The organism is Alteribacter lacisalsi (assembly GCF_003226345.1).
Taxonomy (GTDB): domain Bacteria; phylum Bacillota; class Bacilli; order Bacillales; family Salisediminibacteriaceae; genus Alteribacter; species Alteribacter lacisalsi.
This window is the reverse complement of the sequence record NZ_PDOF01000001.1, coordinates 1,962,528-1,980,439: the sequence shown is the minus strand read 5'-3', so window position 1 is coordinate 1,980,439 and position 17,912 is coordinate 1,962,528. Positions and strand designations below refer to the sequence as shown.

General features: G+C 46.8%; 20 protein-coding genes. 11 read left to right on the top strand and 9 right to left on the bottom strand.

The features are described from left to right. The first annotated feature begins 22 nt into the window (after nt 1-22). Together CR205_RS09870 and yhaM are read left to right on the top strand one after the other, a co-directional pair. Complete coding sequence (locus tag CR205_RS09870; RefSeq protein ID WP_236634735.1) at nt 23-1,243, top strand: MFS transporter; 1,221 nt, start codon at nt 23-25, stop codon at nt 1,241-1,243. A gap of 116 nt (nt 1,244-1,359) precedes the next feature. Continuing rightward, the gene (gene yhaM / locus CR205_RS09865) at nt 1,360-2,319 is read left to right on the top strand and encodes a 3'-5' exoribonuclease YhaM (protein WP_110519815.1); all 960 of its coding nucleotides are present in this window, start codon (nt 1,360-1,362) and stop codon (nt 2,317-2,319) included. A gap of 416 nt (nt 2,320-2,735) precedes the next feature. Here yhaM and CR205_RS09855 read toward each other — a convergent pair whose 3' ends face one another. Next, entirely contained in the window at nt 2,736-3,071 is a 336-nt protein-coding gene (locus CR205_RS09855; RefSeq protein WP_110519079.1) for a hypothetical protein, read from the bottom strand. Nucleotides 3,072-3,206: 135 nt separating this feature from the next. Here CR205_RS09855 and CR205_RS09850 point away from each other — a divergent pair, with 135 nt between their 5' ends. Further along, nucleotides 3,207-3,479 carry a sporulation YhaL family protein gene (locus CR205_RS09850; RefSeq protein WP_161524733.1) on the top strand — a complete coding sequence of 91 codons (273 nt, stop codon included), beginning with the start codon at nt 3,207-3,209 and terminating at the stop codon, nt 3,477-3,479. A 127-nt stretch (nt 3,480-3,606) separates the two neighbouring features. Here CR205_RS09850 and CR205_RS09845 read toward each other — a convergent pair whose 3' ends face one another. Further along, nucleotides 3,607-3,693 (bottom strand): YjcZ family sporulation protein, encoded by an 87-nt coding sequence (locus CR205_RS09845; RefSeq protein WP_110519075.1) that lies wholly within the window; start codon nt 3,691-3,693, stop codon nt 3,607-3,609. 98 nt (nt 3,694-3,791) lie between these two features. Then, entirely contained in the window at nt 3,792-4,505 is a 714-nt protein-coding gene (locus CR205_RS09840; RefSeq protein ID WP_110519073.1) for a GntR family transcriptional regulator, read from the bottom strand. Nucleotides 4,506-4,668: 163 nt separating this feature from the next. On the opposite strand from CR205_RS09840, the gene CR205_RS09835 reads away from it, so the two are divergent. Next, nucleotides 4,669-6,000, top strand: coding sequence for a 6-phospho-alpha-glucosidase (locus tag CR205_RS09835; RefSeq protein WP_110519071.1), 1,332 nt, complete (start codon nt 4,669-4,671; stop codon nt 5,998-6,000). A 100-nt stretch (nt 6,001-6,100) separates the two neighbouring features. Further along, complete coding sequence (locus CR205_RS09830) at nt 6,101-7,687, top strand: PTS transporter subunit EIIC (RefSeq protein WP_110519068.1); 1,587 nt, start codon at nt 6,101-6,103, stop codon at nt 7,685-7,687. 47 nt (nt 7,688-7,734) lie between these two features. Here the strand turns inward: CR205_RS09830 and CR205_RS09825 are convergent, their stop codons facing one another. Then, entirely contained in the window at nt 7,735-8,697 is a 963-nt protein-coding gene (locus CR205_RS09825; protein WP_161524732.1) for a peptidylprolyl isomerase, read from the bottom strand. 317 nt (nt 8,698-9,014) lie between these two features. Between CR205_RS09825 and CR205_RS20510 the strand changes: the two genes are divergently transcribed. Continuing rightward, the gene (locus tag CR205_RS20510; RefSeq protein WP_236634775.1) at nt 9,015-9,107 is read left to right on the top strand and encodes a YjcZ family sporulation protein; all 93 of its coding nucleotides are present in this window, start codon (nt 9,015-9,017) and stop codon (nt 9,105-9,107) included. 94 nt (nt 9,108-9,201) lie between these two features. Here CR205_RS20510 and CR205_RS20505 read toward each other — a convergent pair whose 3' ends face one another. After that, a complete protein-coding gene (locus CR205_RS20505) occupies nt 9,202-9,381 on the bottom strand; it encodes a hypothetical protein (protein ID WP_110519064.1) in 180 nt (59 codons plus the stop codon). A gap of 174 nt (nt 9,382-9,555) precedes the next feature. On the opposite strand from CR205_RS20505, the gene CR205_RS09810 reads away from it, so the two are divergent. Further along, nucleotides 9,556-10,170, top strand: a complete 615-nt coding sequence (locus CR205_RS09810) for a YpmS family protein (RefSeq protein WP_161524731.1) — start codon at nt 9,556-9,558, stop codon at nt 10,168-10,170. 6 nt (nt 10,171-10,176) lie between these two features. Here the strand turns inward: CR205_RS09810 and CR205_RS09805 are convergent, their stop codons facing one another. The 4 genes from CR205_RS09805 to CR205_RS09790 all read right to left on the bottom strand — a co-directional run bounded on the left by CR205_RS09805 (nt 10,177) and on the right by CR205_RS09790 (nt 13,760). Further along, a complete protein-coding gene (locus CR205_RS09805; protein WP_110519060.1) occupies nt 10,177-10,737 on the bottom strand; it encodes a DUF3267 domain-containing protein in 561 nt (186 codons plus the stop codon). A gap of 230 nt (nt 10,738-10,967) precedes the next feature. Continuing rightward, nucleotides 10,968-11,558: an HTH-type transcriptional regulator Hpr gene (locus CR205_RS09800; protein ID WP_110519059.1), complete on the bottom strand. Its 591-nt coding sequence runs from the start codon at nt 11,556-11,558 to the stop codon at nt 10,968-10,970. A 353-nt stretch (nt 11,559-11,911) separates the two neighbouring features. Beyond that, nucleotides 11,912-12,985, bottom strand: a complete 1,074-nt coding sequence (gene serC / locus CR205_RS09795; RefSeq protein ID WP_110519057.1) for a 3-phosphoserine/phosphohydroxythreonine transaminase — start codon at nt 12,983-12,985, stop codon at nt 11,912-11,914. 334 nt (nt 12,986-13,319) lie between these two features. After that, the gene (locus CR205_RS09790) at nt 13,320-13,760 is read right to left on the bottom strand and encodes an HIT family protein (RefSeq protein ID WP_110519055.1); all 441 of its coding nucleotides are present in this window, start codon (nt 13,758-13,760) and stop codon (nt 13,320-13,322) included. Between the two features lie 122 nt (nt 13,761-13,882). Here CR205_RS09790 and CR205_RS09785 point away from each other — a divergent pair, with 122 nt between their 5' ends. The 4 genes from CR205_RS09785 (at nt 13,883) to CR205_RS09770 (ending at nt 17,912) form a co-directional block, all read left to right on the top strand. Next, on the top strand, nt 13,883-15,049 hold the full coding sequence (locus CR205_RS09785) for an MFS transporter (RefSeq protein ID WP_161524730.1): 1,167 nt from the start codon (nt 13,883-13,885) through the stop codon (nt 15,047-15,049). 92 nt (nt 15,050-15,141) lie between these two features. After that, on the top strand, nt 15,142-15,888 hold the full coding sequence (locus tag CR205_RS09780) for an ABC transporter ATP-binding protein (protein WP_110519051.1): 747 nt from the start codon (nt 15,142-15,144) through the stop codon (nt 15,886-15,888). Beyond that, a complete protein-coding gene (locus CR205_RS09775) occupies nt 15,881-17,101 on the top strand; it encodes an ABC transporter permease (RefSeq protein WP_110519049.1) in 1,221 nt (406 codons plus the stop codon). Before CR205_RS09780 ends, CR205_RS09775 begins: the two co-directional genes overlap by 8 nt. Before the next feature lie 58 nt (nt 17,102-17,159). Beyond that, nucleotides 17,160-17,912, top strand: a complete 753-nt coding sequence (locus CR205_RS09770) for an EcsC family protein (protein ID WP_110519047.1) — start codon at nt 17,160-17,162, stop codon at nt 17,910-17,912.

Sequence of the window (17,912 nt, the reverse complement as noted above, 5' to 3'; positions counted from 1 at the left end):
ATAGTGAAAAGAGTGAGTGCGTTTGAGTATTTCGGAAAAACAAAAGAAAAAGTCTTTCCTGCTTCTTATGATCAATATGTTTGTTGTCATGATGGGGATTGGTCTGGTGATTCCCGTCCTTCCCTATTATGTGGAGTCATTTGATGCAGGAGCAGTGGAACTGGGCATTCTGATTGCCCTCTTTGCCTTTATGCAGTTTCTGTTTGCGCCGTTCTGGGGACGGCTTTCTGACCGCGTCGGCCGGAAGCCTCTGATTGCAGCAGGGATGTTCGGATTTGCTCTGGCGGAATTCATTTTCGCCTTCGCCTCACAAATGTGGATGCTTTACCTTTCAAGAATCCTTGCCGGTACGTTCGGATCTGCTATTATGCCGTCTGCAATGGCATTTGTAGCAGACACCACAAGCGAGGAAAAAAGAAGTAAAGGAATGGGGCTCCTTGGTATGAGTATGGCCCTCGGGATCGTATTCGGGCCGGGGATCGGCGGCTGGCTTGCGGAAATTAATCTGGCAGCGCCTTTCCTGTTTGCAGGAATAGCGGCCACGATTGCCGGTCTCTTTTCCTTGTTTCTTCTTCCGGAATCCCTTCCGAAAGAGGTGAGGGAGGAGAAGGACAGTGAAAGACCTGGCCAGTTAAAAAGCATTCTGCGCGCCGTCACCAGCCCGGTTGGTTTCCTGCTCGTCCTTGTATTTGTCCTCAGTTTCGGACTTGCCAACTTTCAAACAAGCTTCGGCCTTTATGCGCTTGCCCGTTTTGAGTACACGCCCGCTGAAGTAGGAACGATCGTGATGATTGTAGGGGTGGTCGGTGCGGTTGCACAGGGAGGCCTTGTTGGCAGACTCACCGGACGTTTCGGAGACGAACGTGTGGCCCTGGGGGCTCTGCTCCTTAGTGGTATCGGATTTATTCTCATGTCTCTCGCTTTCAGCTACACAACTCTGATTGTGACTACCTGTTTGTTTTTCCTTGGAAATTCCCTTCTTCGCCCATCTGTGAACAGCATGATTTCCAAACGGGCGGGAAAAAAACAGGGGCTGATTATGGGTGTGAACAATTCCTTTGTGAGTCTTGGAAACGTAGCCGGTGCCCTGATTGCAGGGAATGTTTTTGCCGTGAACCTGTTTCTGCCTTTTTCTATCGGCGCAGCGGCTATGTTTCTCGCCTGGGCTGCCACGATCATCTGGCTCAGCCATCAGAAGCAGCAGACCGTAATTGACAGAACAAACAGAGTGGAAAGCAGTTAGCAGCTCAAAAGTAATCAGGGAGTTGAATAAACAGAGAAAAAGAGAACGCATGTTTGAATAAATATGCTATACTTGTCAAAAAAAGCCGAATGGCAGCAGAAATGAGGGAGGAGAAGATGAAAAAAGGGATCAAACACCATAAAGTAGGCGATTCCGTTGAGTCCTACCTGTTAATTACATCCTCAAAAAAAGGTGTTGCAAGCAATGGGAAACCTTTTCTCACGCTGATGCTCTCAGACCAGAGCGGGGAAATTGAAGCGAAACTGTGGGGGTGTTCACCTGAGGATGAAGAACTTTTCGTGAACAGAACCATCGTACATATTCACGGGGATGTAAATGAATACCGGGGGAACCGGCAGTTAAAGATCAAAAGCATCCGTCCGACATCGGAAATGGATCAGGTTTCCACGGCTGATTTTCTTCAGTCAGCACCTCTCCCGCCAGATGAAATGCTGGAACGGATTAACCAGTATCTGTTTGATATGACCAACCCGAAGATTCAGCGGATTACCAGGCACCTGCTGAAAAAACACCAGAAGGCCTTCATTGAGGCTCCTGCAGCAACGAGAAATCACCACGAATATGTATCTGGTCTTGCCTATCACGTCATCTGCATGCTTGATTTAGCTCGGGCCGTCTCGGCTCTCTATCCTAGCCTGGATAAAGATCTTCTTTACTCAGGTGTTATCCTTCATGATCTTGGCAAAGTGCACGAATTAAGCGGCCCGGTTGCCGCTGAGTACACCACTCAAGGTAAACTGATCGGGCATATTTCGATCATTGTAAATGAAATTGCGGAAGCAGCAAAAGAGCTGGAGATTGAAGGGGACGAAGTGATGGCTTTGCAGCATATTGTGCTCAGTCATCATGGCAAAGGAGAATGGGGAAGTCCGAAGCCCCCTATGATGCGCGAAGCGGAGATTCTCCATCATGTGGATAACCTTGATGCAAAAATGAACATGATGGACCGTGCGCTGGACGGGGTGGAGCCCGGTGAATTCAGCGACCGGGTATTTCCGATGGATAACCGGACGTTCTATAAGCCTTCCTTTCATGATAAACCGCTGGATCTTTAGTTTTGGTCTTTCGTAAAGAGTGTTGATATATTGCACTTCAGGCGGACACTTTCCGCGGGCATCGCCTCAGCCTCCTCGGGAAAAGCGCCCTGCGGGGTCTTCGGTCGACGCTATTCCCGCAGGAGTCGCCGCCTTCCGCTCCATTTTAATATTACTTAAATAATATAGGAGAACCTGAACCTGTTTCAGGTTCTTTTTATCTTTCGGATACCATACTGCTTGCCACGGAAGTTTCGCTTGAAGCATCTTTGTGAAAAAACTGCTCGTCTCTCTTGGGTACAGTTGGGAAGAAGTATTGGAAAGGTGGGGAATCCAGGCACAACAAAGCGAACGCGGCAGAGGGCCCGTCCGAATTGCTGCTATGGGGAGTTTCTTATTTCCTTGCTGATTAGATTTTGAGCATCTATAGCGTTCACTTAACTTTCTTCTTTCATCCTGCTTGAAGGACTCAGTTCCTGCAGTGGCGGGTATTGATCCACAATGACAGCCTCTTGCAGAACGTCTTTAATTACCTCGTCTTCAAACCACTTAAAACAGTCTGACTGAAACCACTCATCCCACGTCATATCACGGCAGTCACCCCAGGCCTGCTGCCAGTAGGCGATCAGAAATGTTTCCACTTTTTCATGGACGATTGGGAAATAAACGAGCGGGGAGTTATCTCTTTTTTCCTCCAGGCGGTGCAGGGTAAGGCGAATCAGTTCTTCCTGGAACTGACCGTAAGTAAATTCTGATAACTTCTCTTTCCTCATGAAATACCCTCCGATAATAGTTGACTTAGTTGCCTATTCCCAATTTTCCTGAGTTGGAAACCGTAAACAATCATATTTTTTAAAAGAGACCATATTCTAGTAGAGAAATGAGTTATGAGAGAGGATGATAGAGTCTTGAACCGGATAAAAATTGCCGCTATTCTCGTGGGAGTGATTTTTACAGCGTTTGCGATCCGGCTCTTTTCAATGACAACGGCAGGCCAGTTTATTCTAGAGGTTCCGGGCTGGATCTATTTCCTGTATGCAGGAATTCTGCTCTGTGCCTATAAAGCTGTACAGGCCTTCACCGATGACCGTAAAAAAGAGCAGGCACTGATTGAGCAGGAAGGCGAAGTCATTATGAAAAAGGTAAGAGACCGGCGGGCAAAAAGAGATCCTCAGTCCTGAGCGGCTGACATTTTTGGGTGCCCCAAAATGCGGAGAGTCAGTCCTCCGCACATAAACAACTTATCAATTAATACAGGAAAAAAACAAAACCGGAGCCCCCTCAGCTCCGGTTTTGCTTTACCGATCCTTAGTAAGCGCAGGCGCAGCCTACGATGACAAGCAGAATGAAAAGAACAACAAGAAGTGTAAAGCCATTATTGTAGCCACCAGACATGTGGAGTCATCCTTTCTCGGAAAAAGTGTTTTGGGTATTCCCATTAACAAGGTATGTACGACTCAGGCAGATGGCTACTGGGCAATCGTGGAATTGGTTTAGCGTTCCCGATTGGCAACGATCGTGAATTTGTACTCATCACTCTTAAAATACAGCTCGCTGTACTCAAAAACCGTTTCATCGGCCAGTCTTGAATACAACTGCACCTTTAGAATAGGTATCGCCTCGGGTAAATCGAGAAGGGACTGAATGTCCGGATCGGGCAGTATTGGCAGGACTTCCTGAAAGCTTTCCTTAATCGCCTGCTGCTTTTTTTCTTCAATATACTCGTATTTTGATCCCTGCATCGTTTCATAGCTGAGATCCGGAAAGAGGCGTACAGGGAGATAAGTGTCCTCAAGCACAAATGGGGTGCCGTCTACAATCCTCTGCCTTCTGACATAAAACGTTTTTTCTCCATCTTTAAGATCGAGCATCTGCCGAATGTGGCCGGAGGGAACAACGAGGCTGAAATCAATAATCTCGTTTGCGATCGTTTTATCGAGTGCCTGCATTTCCTCCGTAAAACTCCGCAGTGAATAGATATTATGCTCAACCTTGTTCCCTTTTACATACGTCCCGCTTCCCTGGATCTTGTAGAGAAGGCCTTCCTGCACAAGGACGGAAATCGCCTGCCGGACAGTGACCCGGCTGGCTTCAAACATTTCACTCAGTCTGGCTTCAGTCGGAATCGCTTCTTCCGGCGGCCAGATATTTTTATGGATTTTTTCCTTAATCTGATTTGCTATCTTCCTGTAAAGTGGTGTACTCATTATTTTCCTCCCTGTTCAAGCTTTTCTAGTTTAAGAATACGGTACAAAAATGAAATAATCAAATACATCTTGTTGACGCTTACATAAAAATGTATTATATTTGTATTATAAATAAATTAATACAATTTAAATACAAATAAAAGTTTCCTTGGAGGGGTACATCATGAAAAAACAAAATCTGGTTGTTGTGGGCAGCGGAAGCACGTATACGATCGGGATGATTATGAGCCTGATTGAGGAGAAAAAGCATTTCCCGCTCAGGACAATCACATTTTACGACACAAATGCCGAGCGGCAGGAAAAAGTCGCAAAAGCAACAGAGGTAATTCTGAAAGATAAATATCCTGAACTCGAATCATTTACCTATACAACAGATAAAAAAGAAGCGTTTACAGGCGCAGACTTTGCTTTCGTGCAGATTCGTACAGGTGGACTGGCTATGCGTGAAAAGGACGAGCAGATTTCCCTCCGCCACGGAGCTGTCGGTCAGGAAACGTGCGGACCTGGTGGTATGGCGTACGGCCTGCGTTCAATCGGGGACATGATCGACGTGGTCAATGATGTTCGTAAGTATGCACCGGATGCGTGGATTCTCAACTATACGAATCCCGCAGCAATTGTAGCTGAAGCTTTAAGAAGAGAATTTCCGGACGATGAAAAAATCCTGAATATATGTGACATGCCGGCCGCCATCATGGTGAGTTACGCCAAGATTCTCGGAAAGGAAATATGGGATCTTGTTCCGGAGTATTTCGGTCTGAATCATTTCGGATGGTTCACTGATATTTACGATAAAGAAGGCAACCGTCTTACTGATGACATTAAACGAGCAATAAAAGATGACGGATTCCTGCCTGAAGATGCTGAAATCGTGAATGATCCTTCATGGATTAAAACATTTAAGCAGGTTGAAACGATGCTTACTGATTTCCCTGACTACCTGCCGAACACGTATCTGCAGTATTACCTGTATCCTTCACAGATGGTCGAAAAAGAGGACGTGAAAAACACCCGTGCACGTCAGGTGATCAACGGACGGGAAAAACGAGTTCACGAACTCTGTGATCAGCTGATTTCCGATGGCACCTCTGAAAACGCTGAACTTGAAGTGGATATTCACGGATGTTACATGATCAGGGTTGCAGCGTCACTTGCCTATAACACAGGGGATACGTTTATTGTGATTGTAGAAAACAATGGCATCATCTCAAATCTTCAGGACGATGCAATGGTGGAAGTGCCGGCTGCTCTTACGTCAGGAGGCCCTAAACCTTTTGCGGTAGGGGAAATTCCAACCTTTGAAAAAGGTCTGATTGAAGGACAGCTGGCATTTGAAAAGCTCGTAGTGGATGCGTGGTACGAAAAAGATTATAAAAAACTGCTTCAGGCACTCACGCTTAACCGTACAGTGGTGGACGCACCCCGTGCGCGAAAAATTCTCGATGATCTGATTGAAGAAAACAAGGACTACTGGCCGGAGCTTTCGTCAAAATAACATTTCTGATGTTAACCCGGATTGCTGAATACGGGAACCAGGATCAGTCACAGCTGGTTCTGGTTCATCTTTTACAGATACGTACGGAGGAGGAAGGAAGATGAATTTTGCAAGCCTGCAAAAATTCGGAAAGTCTCTCATGGTGCCGGTGGCACTCCTGCCGGCTGCAGGGATCCTGCTGGGGATAGGAGCGGCCATGAACGGTCCACTCGCTGATTACTTAACGTTTTTGCAAGCGGATTCAATGCAGGCCGTGAGCACCGGAATGACAAGCATTGGTCTGAGTATCTTTGAAAATCTGCCGATCATCTTTGCCGTAGGGGTAGCGATCGGTCTCACAGGCGGTTCGGGGATCGCAGCCCTTGCTGCATTACTCGGTTATATCATTATGAACACCACTATATCGCTTGCCTTGAACATCACGCCAGAAATGGCGGAAGAAGCCGGGGAGTACGGGATGACACTCGGTATTGCCTCGCTTGAAACCGGCGTACTCGGCGGCATTGTCGTCGGACTGCTTGCCGTATGGGTTTATAATAAATTTAAGAGGTTTCAGCCTCCTGAAGTACTTGGCTTTTTTGCAGGGGATCGTTCTGTCGGAATTGTCATGGTATTCATGTCAATTCTCCTTGCTTTTGCGGTAATGCTCGTGTGGCCGCCGATTCAGACGGCGATTAACGCTGCTGCTAACGTCATTGCATCTGATGCCACGAATCCTGCTTATGTAGGTTTATACGGTTTTTTAGAGCGCGTATTGATTCCAACAGGTCTTCACCATATCTGGTATGCGCCATTTTTATGGACTCAACTCGGAGGGACAGCCCAGGTAGCCGGGAGCTTCGTTTCCGGTGACCAGTATATTTTCCTTGCTCAAATTGCTGCTGGAGAGGAAGTGACAGCCGGGCGCTTTATGGCAGGTAAATTTCCAATTGTGATGTTCGGTCTCCTCGGTGCAGCTCTTGCCATGTACCGCCAGGCGGATAAAAACAACCGCCCTGTTGTAAAGGGGATGCTCATTGCTGCAGCCGGTACAGCGTTTCTCACGGGTATTACCGAACCGATTGAGTTTACGTTTCTGTTTGTCGCTCCGTTGCTGTTCGTGCTCCATGCCATAATTACCGGTTTCAGCTTTGCGATTGCCTATATGCTGAACGTTCATCTTGGGTGGGCCGGAGGATCAGGTCTGATTGACTTTGTCCTTGTAAATGCGCTGCCAGGGACACCGAACTGGTGGATGAACATCGTCATGGGGGCTGTGTTCTTTGTGCTTTACTACTATGTGTTCTCCTTTGCGATCAGGAAATGGAACCTTGCAACACCTGGACGTGCGGGACAGGAAGCAAAGCTGTATACACGTAAAGATTACAATGAAAAGAAAAAAGAAGAGGCAGGCGGAAATGGGGAGGAACCTGCAGCTGAAGGCGGGAAAAAGAAAGATGACTACCGTGATAAAGCACGTCTGATTCTTAATGCCCTTGGCGGAAAGGAGAACATCGAACATGTAGATGCCTGCTTTACAAGGCTGCGTGTAACCGTTGTTGATCCGGGTGAAATTGATGAGGCCGAACTGAAGGCGCTTGGTGCAGCAGGTGTGATGAAATACAACAAAAACATTCAGGCTGTGTTCGGCGGCAAGTCGGATTTATACAAGAACGAAATTAACGATATACTTGATAAAAGTGCATAGGAAAATCAAAAGCCTCCACGCAGAATGCGTGGAGGCTTTTCAGCTGGTTAATCATCCAGAAGATCTTCAAAACGTTCGTCGATAATCTCGACATTTACTTCATCATAAAGCTCCTGCTGGCGCTTGCTCATGTTTGCCATTTTTCGCTGGAAGATCGTGTTGCGAAGCTGGTCCTCAACTTCTTCAAAGGAGTCTTCAAACGGATTGCGGTCCGTTACTTCAATGATATGGTAGCCGAAATCGGATCTCACAGGTTCGCTGATTTCCCCTTCATCAAGAGAGAAGGCTGCTGCATCAAATGGTGGTACCATTGTTCCACGGCGGAAAAACCCGAGGCTGCCGCCATCTTCACGGGAACCTGGATCAGTGGAGTACTCACCGGCAAGCTCAGAAAAGTCCTCTCCATCCATCAGGCGTTCGTAAACCTCTTCTGCGGTCTCCTCATCATCTACGAGAATGTGGCGTGCTTCCACTTCCTCCCCGCGATCATATTCGGCCCGCACCTCTGCATCATCAATGTCTCCTTCATCACCTGTCAGGCGCTGCAGGACAAGATGATGCTGCACGAGTGAACGGAGGTCTTCCTCATTGCCAATCCCCTGCATCTGGAGAGCCTGAAGAAACTGCTCATCGCTTTCAGCTCCAAGGGTTTCACGGAGGTCTTCAATCTCTTCCTGAATATCCTCTTCAGTTACACCGAGTTCTTCTGCCTGGTTTTCCATAATCTTGTCTTCAATCATGTCTCGAAGAACTGCTTCACCGTAAAGATCAACAAGTCTGTCCACAAACTCTTCCTCTGTAATATTGCCCGCACTCGTCTCTACAATAACTGTTTCATCGCCTTCGGACTCACCAATTTCAGTAACATCTTCTTCCTCATTCTGTGCTTCTGTTTCTGTGTCCCCGTTATCCATGTTTTCTGTGTTCTCCTCTTCTGCTGCATCGCCGTTGGAGCATGCTCCAAGTACTACGACTAAGGCTGATGCAAACAGGACCCACTTCTTTTTCACTTTCTGTCCAACTCCCTTATGCTGTTTCTTTTCACAGGTGATTTTCCTTTTAACTATAGCACAACAGAGGGGGTATTGAAATGACTGCATGGAGTATGAAAGAGAGTGGTCAGCTGGCACTAGAGGGCAGCTGGGAATGGCAATGTACAGGTATAACTGCCTGTATACTCAGGCCTTCCAGTACAGGCCTGCCGAAGGGACTGCCTGTACCTCTGACAGGAAAGAAAGGGGAAAATATTTATAACCGTGACAAACGTCCACACAAACAGCAGGCACCCCAATATTATGTATGGAATGATCAAAAGGAGGAGACGCTTGTGTCGCATAAAGACGGATACGGTCAAGGGTTCGCGTTACTCATAGTTTTGTTCGTACTGCTTGTTATTATTGGATGCGCCTGCTGGTACTAAACTTTAGAACTGGTGGAGTATAAGCAAAAGGGGTGCCCATCATCGGCTTACAGCCAATATAATGGACACCCCTGTTTTTCTTTGGTATGAGTCATCAGGTGAAGAATATCCGCACGTATGAGGAAGTGAGGAGGATCATAATCAGCACGTTGATCGTCCGGAAAACTTTTGGCTGCTTTTCTTCTGAGATCTCTTTTTGAATACATAATGTATTAGTCATAGAATTTATTGCAAACAAATAAAAAGCTGCAAATAAAACGAATGGGATAATCATCCGGTAACCTCCATCATTTTGACTCGTTCGTGTATGACATTGAGTTTAACAAAAAACAAAGTGAAATCATAGCATTTCCCATTTAAGGAGTGACTTTGCTAAACTATGAAAGAAGGCGGTGAGGAATCTCCGTTTTACGTCATTCCATTAATGCGGAGAGGAGCTGAGACAACCATGTTTAAGATCAGAAACAAATGGAAAGCGGCCTTCTTTTCGTTATTCTTTATTGTAACATTATTCGGGCTTATAATCATGTTTTTGTTTTACCGTCTGTTTGCGACTGGCGGTTATGAGGAGTGGGAGACAGTCGAGCGTGGAGACTGGGAAGGAACATACCCTTCCTTTACTGTAGAGGCCTCCAGGGACAGTCTCAATCAGCTGATTCAGCAGGAACTCGATGAGGAGGACCCGGACCGTGACTACGACCTGTATATAGGGGAACAGTTTGTCCATTTTGATGCATCGTTCCGTATTTTCGGTCAGCAGGTGCCAATTGAACTTAATCTAGAGCCTGAAGTGACGGAAGAGGGCAATATCGTTCTTCATGAAGACTCGTTTAACATTGGCGGTATCTCGCTTCCATCCACTCAAGTATTTGGCTTAATCGATTCAATGGCCGATCTGCCCGAATGGGTAAAGATTAATCCGGCTGAATCTTACTTTTATCTCCATTTGCATGAAGGCATTGCTGATGGTGTGCTCGCGGAGGCAGAGGAAGTTAACCTTGGGGAAAACAGGATCCGCTTTACTATTTTTATAACAGAGCGTGAAAAGAATGAAGCCTCGTAACCAGCGTTACGAGGCTTTCTTATTTGTGAGTGCGGGATTTTCACAGAGAATGTGAAACCCGTCATCATATTCTTCAACGAATGCATGCCGCGGTGCCCGGCGAATGTGGTTTACGTACAGAAAATCGTGTACGCACATGCCGATGTTCAAAGCGGACATGAGAGCTGCATAGTGGAGCAAATGGGGAAAGATAAAGGTTACGGCTATGGCCGTACCAGTAATAAAGATCGCCGGTGAGCAGATGGCCAGAAGCGAAATATGCTTCGGCAGAGGCTGTTTCACAGTAAGATAGAGAAATGGCCACTGCTTCATCCTGACACCCATTGTTGCTTTTCTTCCAAGCATCCAGACAGGGATGCAGTGCATCAGCATGTGGATTGGAAAAACAGCCAGCATGCAGATCAAAAGGACACCTGCCCCGTAATCAATTAATGCTGCTCCTGTTCCAAATGTGCTGAACAGCAGAAAGTAAACTAAAAAGTAAGAAACCATCAACATTCCTGACAGAATCCACAGGCGGAACTTTCCGATGTCCTGGGTGATGGAGACTGTTTTCCAGCAGTTCATCTGCTCACCTCCTCGTGATGTTACTATTGTAATTTACGCCCTGAACGCTAAAAAAACAAGGGTTTTTTCAAAAAAAACATGAATAAATTTCTTCTTTTTCTTATGGGTGTCACACGATGTCGGATGGTGTCATTTTACGGGTTTGAATTCAGAAAAAAAGCACAAAAAAGACTGCACAGAACAGTTGTTATGTGCAGTCGGGTGATTAAGTATGACAAAAGGACATTATGTCATGATGAACGCAGGTCAACTTCTGATTCCCGCTTCTCTACAGGAGCAAGCTTCCCGTCAACTTCGGTGAAGTCACTTTCAATCTTTGAGAGTGATTTTTCAAAAATAGTCATGAAATCCGGGCCGTAAATGTGTTTGACAATACTTGTGATTTCGGAAAATTCCGGAAACTTCCCGTAAAGTTCCTTAATGGGCAGTGATCCACTGTAAACGCCGTAATTTTCAGGTTTGTAATTTTCCAGTGTTTCAAGAAGCAATTCTTCTCCCTGCTTGGTGAGGAAGACATAGGTGTTTCGTTTGTCATTCTGCCGTTTCGAAAAGGTAAGGAGGCCGCGCTCTTCCAGCTTTTTGGAGAAGTTAAATGCGGTGGATACATGCATGACTCCAAATTTGGCAATGTCAGAGATTGATGCTCCTTCAAGCTGATAGGAAATGAGCAGAATGTGGTGTTCGTTAATGTTTAAATTGTAAGGCTTAATCCATGCCTGCCAGTCCTTTTCAATCGACTTCCACAGCGCTTTGCTGAGTTGGGCGACTTTGTGACTGAACATGATGGACTGTTTAATGGATTGTGTCACTTGAGTATCCATAAGTTCCCTCCATCTTCAAGAGAATCCATAAGAAAAAATACGTATTTTCTAAAAATTCATTATTTTTTCAGGAAAATGATATTTTAATCATAACATAAGGAGAAATCATTTAACAATAGGGTATCAGTATTTTCTGAAAATTAGTGGCGGGAGATTCTGGAGAAGGATATGTGCGATAGGACCGGTGCGGTGGAGCATAATAGGGGAGGGGCCGAACATGGTTCCCGGTCATGCCGTCTTTTGATGAACCCCGTTGAAAGAAGAATAAAGTGTGGGATAAATTGGATATAAAATATTTTTATAATAATAACCTGCCCGGTCCTGACAAGGTTAAGCAGAACCGGACAGACATTCTAACAGGAATGTTTTTTCATAAAACGAAGCATAAAATCCTGAAGATGATCAACAGCTTTTGGCGGGACCGCATTGTAGAGAGAGACCCGGCAGCCGCCGATGGAGCGGTGGCCTTTCAGACCGATCATTTCTTCTTCAGCTGCATGCTTGAGAAACAGGTTTTCAAGTTCAACCGATGGAAGACGGAAAGTAACGTTCATCATGGACCTGCTTAATTTATCGGCATGCGGCTGATAAAAATGTTGGGAATGATCCATAAGCGAGTATATACGGCTTGCTTTCTCAGCGTTTTGTTTATACAACTGATCCACCCCGCCCTGGGCTTGAATCCAGTCCATCATAAGACCGGTCATGTAAATTGAAAAAGTCGGTGGAGTGTTGTAAAGGGAGTCCTTTTTCTGGTGAGTCTGGTAGCTTAAAATTTTTGGGATATCCTGTTCGGCGTCTTCCAGCCAGTCTTTTTTGATAATGACAATGGTGACCCCAGCCGGTCCGGCGTTTTTCTGAGCGCCTGCGTAGGCAATATCAATTTTGGACCAGTCCACAGGGCGGCTAAACAGATCACTAGACATGTCAGCACATACAGGAACTTTATGGCAGGATTCTGGTAACGTATACCACTGTGTGCCATAGATCGTATTGTTACTCGTAATGTGGAGATAGGCTGTATTTTCTTCAGGCTCCCAGGAATGGATCCTGGGGATAGTGCGGTACTGCTCAGAAGCACCGCTTGCGTAAATGTATGTATCACCAATCCGGCTTGCTTCTTCATAGGCTTTTTCAGACCATGAACCGGTAATGACATAGCCGGCTCTTTTTCCAGGTGTGAGAAAATTCATTGGAAGCATGGCAAACTGGAGACTTGCACCGCCCTGAAGAAACAGTATGTCAAAGTCTTCAGGAAGGTTAAGCACCTGCCGGATTTTGTCCTTTGTACCAAAATGAATAGCTTCATATTCCGGTGAACGGTGACTCATTTCCATCACAGAAAGGGACGGATCGAATCCTTTCTGTCTAGCTCTTTCTTTTACTTCTGCCGGCAATGTTGCCGGTCCTGCATTAAAGTTGAACATAATTCTCACGCCCCCTGCACAGTTTTCTGTCTTACAAAGATTTCTGCAGGGGCAGCGGATTTCCTCTTTCAATTTACGTTCTTTTTAAAGAAAATAGATATACCCTTTTCGCAAAACGCCGCAGAACGCCTTCCACCTGTTTCCTGCGGCGGTGCCGAAGCTGGAGTTTCGCTACTCTCGTCAGCCTTGCGCGATCAGAGGTTTACTGACTGTGAGGGATCCATATCTAAAGAAATCTCCTGCCCTGCTGTACTCAAAGAAACGGTGAACATGGTGAATTGAAATAAAGCCCCGGTTCGCATACTGCTGGAGCAGCAACCGGGGCAGGGATGGATCAGGATAGTTGAATCTGCTTTTTTACTTCAGCTGCCATATCCGACAACTGATCGGAGCTGTACTCGCTCCCGTGTTCCTTCCACACGGCACCAAATCCGTCTCCCTTACCGTAGCGCGGAATCAGGTGAAGATGATAATGGAACACAGACTGGCCTGCTTCCTTGCCGTTATTGTTCAGAACATTAAGGCCGATTGGTTCGAACGCTTCCTTCAGGGCATTTGCCACTTTCGGTACAGCGGAGAAAAGCTGTTTAGCGGTTTCCTCCTTCAGTTCAAAAACGTTTTCTTCGTGGTTTTTTGGGATTACGAGAGTGTGACCTTTTGTGACTTGGCTGATGTCAAAAAAAGCAAGCACATTTTCGTCTTCGTACACCTTCGCACCGGGAATATCACCTTTAACAATTTTACAGAAAATACAGTCGTCATTCGTGTGCGTCAACTGAATCACCCTTTCGAATATGTAAGGAATGTTCCTTATTTTATCATAAGCAGGTCCTGAATCAAAAACAGCATGTCTATCTATTTTCCCCGGTTCATACAATTGAAAACGGGGGGATGAACGTGGGTACTTTATCACGAACCAAACAAAAGCTGGCGCTGTTTGTACTGCTGTTTCTAATCTTTACAAGCATACATATGCAGTTTCCGGTACTTACACCGCTTGCTGTAGGGCTCGGAGCAACCGGTTTTATGGTCGGTATTATGCTTGGGGCGACCTCATTTGTCAATCTGGCCGGAAATCTGATTGCCGGTGTGGTGATTGACCGGACAGGCCCAAGAAATTATATTATCGTACCAATTGGGTTTCTGGCAGCATCTCTTGGTCTTCACTTTTTCGTAAGTGATGTTTCCCACCTCTTTATTCTCCGACTGCTTAACGGTTTTCTGCTTGCCTTTTTGACGCCTGCATGCATGACGCTGCTCTCGACATTCGCCGAGAACCGCCGGGAGCAAAGCAAAAATATGGCGGTTAATACCCTGATGGTGACTCTGGCAATGGCCGTTGCTCCTCTGGCCGGCGGAAAGATCGGGGAGTGGTTTGGTGCTTCATGGACGTTTGCTGCAGTGTCAGCAGTTATGGCAGCTGCGTTTATCCTGGCCAGACAGACTGTGCAGTCCAATCTGGTAATCCGGTCTTACCGGCATGAACCGAGCTACCAGTCACTGATTACCATCCGTTCAATGCCAATCTTTATTACCGCATTCGGGATCATGTACGCCCAGGGCACCCTGATGTTCGAGCTGCCGTTTTTATCAGTCGAAACGGATTTCTCGAAAGGGGATGTGGGCATGATGGTGAGTATGATCGGAGTGGGCACACTTCTTTCCCTCGCCCTGTTCTTTGTGCACTGGATCAGTCCGTTTATCCGGCTTTTTACCGGGATTGTGATGATGTGCGCCAGCTTCGGGTGGATATTATTTTTCTCCGGAGGCATCCCGCCTTCGGGAGCGCTGCTTCTGTTCGGAGCGGCGACAGGCATTGTCTTTCCGGCAATGATGACGATGCTGACCGACCGGATCGGGGAGGAGGCAAGAGGCAGGGGGTTTGCCCTTCTGTCTGCTGTGTTTTCCCTCGGAACGATTACAAGTCCGTTTATTTCAGGCTGGGTGCGGGATCTTTTATCACCATACTTTATAAGCTGGATCGTGCTGATGTGTGTACTTATGCTGATGGGCATGATGGACCAGAAAAAAGAACAGCAGGCTCTTCTTCGGGCCCAATCGTAAAACATAAACCGGCTTTCTCTTTTCTGCAGAGCTGAGATTCGATATAGTAAAAGAAGAGATTGCCAGTCAGGACAAGTGAAGGAGATATGATGATGGATAATGTTCTTGAAGTATCCGCTTTGACAGGCGGCTATCAGCGGAGCAAGCCGGTGCTTCACGGTGTCACATTTTCGGTGAAGCCCCATGAGATTGTTGGTTTGATCGGGCTCAATGGAGCCGGGAAAAGTACGACAATTAAGCACGTGCTCGGTCTGATGGAACCACATGACGGCAAGGTGCGCGTCAAAGGGCAGACAATGGCAGAAGATATGGAAGCTTACAGAAGCAGCCTTGCCTATATACCGGAAACACCGCTGCTTTACGAGGAACTTACACTGTGGGAGCACCTTGAACTCACAGCAATGGCTTATGGAATCGACCAGGATACATTTAAACAGCGTGCGGAAGGTCTGTTAAAGGAATTCCGGATGGAGAAAATGGTGAAATGGTTTCCGAGCCACTTTTCAAAGGGAATGCGCCAAAAGGTGATGATCATGTGTGCATTTCTCGTAAATCCCAAGCTCTACGTGGCGGATGAACCGTTTGTCGGACTCGATCCGCTTGGAATCAAATCGTTTTTGGATCATATGACGAAAATGAAAGAAAAAGGGTGCGGCATCCTGATGTCCACGCATATTCTTGCCACAGCTGAAAAATACTGCGACCGTTTTATTCTTCTGCATGAGGGACGGATCGTGGTTCAGGGAACGATGGAGGAGCTGCAAAGCGAGATGAATCTGCCTGGCGCGGACCTGGATGACATTTACGTTGCGGTAACAGAGGCAGGACGCCATGGGTAACGTGCAGGAACTGTGGCAAAAACGCCGCGCAGATTACTGGGAGATGGCTGTCAGATACCTCCGTCTGATTGCGAATAGCGGTTTCCTGTTTACACTCTACCTGCTGTTTATTTTCGGAAGCTATTATTACGGTGAATTTCTTATGTGGCTGCCTGAAGACTTTCCGGTCGTCTGGGTCTTCATTGCCCTGTTTACCTGGCTGGTAACGAGAGGCCGCGTCCGAACGTTTGTAAGAGAAGCGGATCTGGTTTACCTGCCGCCGCTGGAAAGCAGAATGAAGCCCTATTTCCGATCTTCCATTCTGTACAGCTGGATGATGGAGACGTTCTGGATTGCCCTGCCTTTGCTGGTCATGGCCCCGCTCTTTTTCCACCGGATCAGTGATTCCGGCTCATTGCTTATTACCATTCTTGTTATGCTGAGTGCGCTGAAGCTGTGGAACCTTGCATCCGGGTTTGAAGAGCAGCGCTTTCAGGACAACAGTAAAGTGGCAGGTCATACGATCATCCGGACAGTACTCAATTTCAGCGCTGTTCTGGCTATGTTTACGATGCAGCCGGTCTGGGTCCTCGGCGGACTTGCGGCACTGCTCACTGTCCTTTACGTATTTTATTTCAATAAAGTAAACCGGACACACTCCGTAAAGTGGGAGAGACTGGCTCGGATTGAGGACAATACCGTCATGACCTTCTACAGGATCGCAAACTCTTTTACAGACGTACCACGTCTGAAAATGTCCATCCGTCCCCGGTCCTACCTGAACAGTCTGTTTCAGATGGTACCGTTTGAGCAGAAAAACACCTATTTATACATGTACACCCGCTCGTTTGTAAGATCAAACGACTACTTCGGGATATTTGTAAGGCTGACTCTGCTCGGCATGCTGTTTCTATATGTGGTCACGCTCAGCTGGGGACTGTGGCTTATTGCCGCCCTGTTTGTTTACATGACAGCGATTCAGCTCAAAACCCTTAAAGGGCACTATAAAACAAACCAGATCATCGATCTGTACCCGGTCGCTCTGAAGCACAAAGAAGAGGGACACCGGAAGCTGGTCTGGCTGCTCCTTCTTGTGCAGGTGTTCGCGTTTACTCTTCTCACAGGCGGTATCCATGGATGGGCTGATGGGGCGATTGTTGCTGGAATCGGGATATTTCTCGCGCTGTTTTATGACCGCTTCTCCAGAAAACGTGAAGTTCGGACGGCGCAGTGAGGGTAACTTCAGAATTTAATATGCTCGAAATTCGTTTATAAGGGAGGCCCGTACTGCAATGGGATATGAGGAAAAAGTGGCCCGTGAAGTGGCCCGCTTTGAACGAAAGGTGTATAAGTCACCGTCCATAACCGGCAGAACGGCACGAAAATGGCAGAAGAAGATCAATGCAAAAATACCTGAAAAAGTTCATCAGACGGTCGCAGAGAGCGTCAGGCATATGGTACAGGCGACTCTTGCCGGTTCCGCCTATCTGTCGGTTCAGGCATTAATTCGCCACGAAACCCTGGAAAAACGGGAAGAGCTGCTTGAACAGAGAAAAATAAGGTATAAACGCACAGCAGCAGTTGAGGGAGCCGGCACCGGTGCAGGGGGAATTCTCCTTGGCATGGCTGACTTTCCTCTTCTGCTAAGTATAAAAATGAAGTTTCTGTTTGATGCAGCAAAAATCTACGGATATGATACTGAGGACCCCCGGGAAAGGCTGTTTCTTCTTCACATCTTTCAGCTCGCTTTTTCAAAAGAGGAAGCAAGGATCCGGGCATTTGATCGGATTGTGTATTGGGAAAAGGAGCGGGAGGCTCTCAGGGGAATGCATCCGCATATTACATCGGTTGACTGGAAGGCATTTCAGCTTGAGTACCGTGACTTTATCGATCTCCCGAAAACGCTCCAGTTAATTCCTGGTTTTGGTGCCATAGTAGGAGCGTGGGCAAATTATCATTTCCTTGATCTGCTTGCGGAAAATGCAAAAAATGCCTTTCGGAAGCGGTGGCTTCTGGAAGGCAGACTCAATCAGGCCGGTACCTAG

Excerpts from the sequence above, each read along its gene's own strand:
- yhaM (WP_110519815.1), top strand. The coding sequence starts at position 1,360 with ATGAAAAAAGGGATCAAACACCATAAAGTAGGCGATTCCGTTGAGTCC.
- CR205_RS09855 (WP_110519079.1), bottom strand. The coding sequence starts at position 3,071 with ATGAGGAAAGAGAAGTTATCAGAATTTACTTACGGTCAGTTCCAGGAA.
- CR205_RS09845 (WP_110519075.1), bottom strand. The coding sequence starts at position 3,693 with ATGTCTGGTGGCTACAATAATGGCTTTACACTTCTTGTTGTTCTTTTC.
- CR205_RS09840 (WP_110519073.1), bottom strand. The coding sequence starts at position 4,505 with ATGAGTACACCACTTTACAGGAAGATAGCAAATCAGATTAAGGAAAAA.
- CR205_RS09835 (WP_110519071.1), top strand. The coding sequence starts at position 4,669 with ATGAAAAAACAAAATCTGGTTGTTGTGGGCAGCGGAAGCACGTATACG.
- CR205_RS09830 (WP_110519068.1), top strand. The coding sequence starts at position 6,101 with ATGAATTTTGCAAGCCTGCAAAAATTCGGAAAGTCTCTCATGGTGCCG.
- CR205_RS20505 (WP_110519064.1), bottom strand. The coding sequence starts at position 9,381 with ATGATTATCCCATTCGTTTTATTTGCAGCTTTTTATTTGTTTGCAATA.
- CR205_RS09810 (WP_161524731.1), top strand. The coding sequence starts at position 9,556 with ATGTTTAAGATCAGAAACAAATGGAAAGCGGCCTTCTTTTCGTTATTC.
- CR205_RS09805 (WP_110519060.1), bottom strand. The coding sequence starts at position 10,737 with ATGAACTGCTGGAAAACAGTCTCCATCACCCAGGACATCGGAAAGTTC.
- CR205_RS09800 (WP_110519059.1), bottom strand. The coding sequence starts at position 11,558 with ATGGATACTCAAGTGACACAATCCATTAAACAGTCCATCATGTTCAGT.
- serC (WP_110519057.1), bottom strand. The coding sequence starts at position 12,985 with ATGTTCAACTTTAATGCAGGACCGGCAACATTGCCGGCAGAAGTAAAA.
- CR205_RS09780 (WP_110519051.1), top strand. The coding sequence starts at position 15,142 with ATGGATAATGTTCTTGAAGTATCCGCTTTGACAGGCGGCTATCAGCGG.
- CR205_RS09775 (WP_110519049.1), top strand. The coding sequence starts at position 15,881 with ATGGGTAACGTGCAGGAACTGTGGCAAAAACGCCGCGCAGATTACTGG.
- CR205_RS09770 (WP_110519047.1), top strand. The coding sequence starts at position 17,160 with ATGGGATATGAGGAAAAAGTGGCCCGTGAAGTGGCCCGCTTTGAACGA.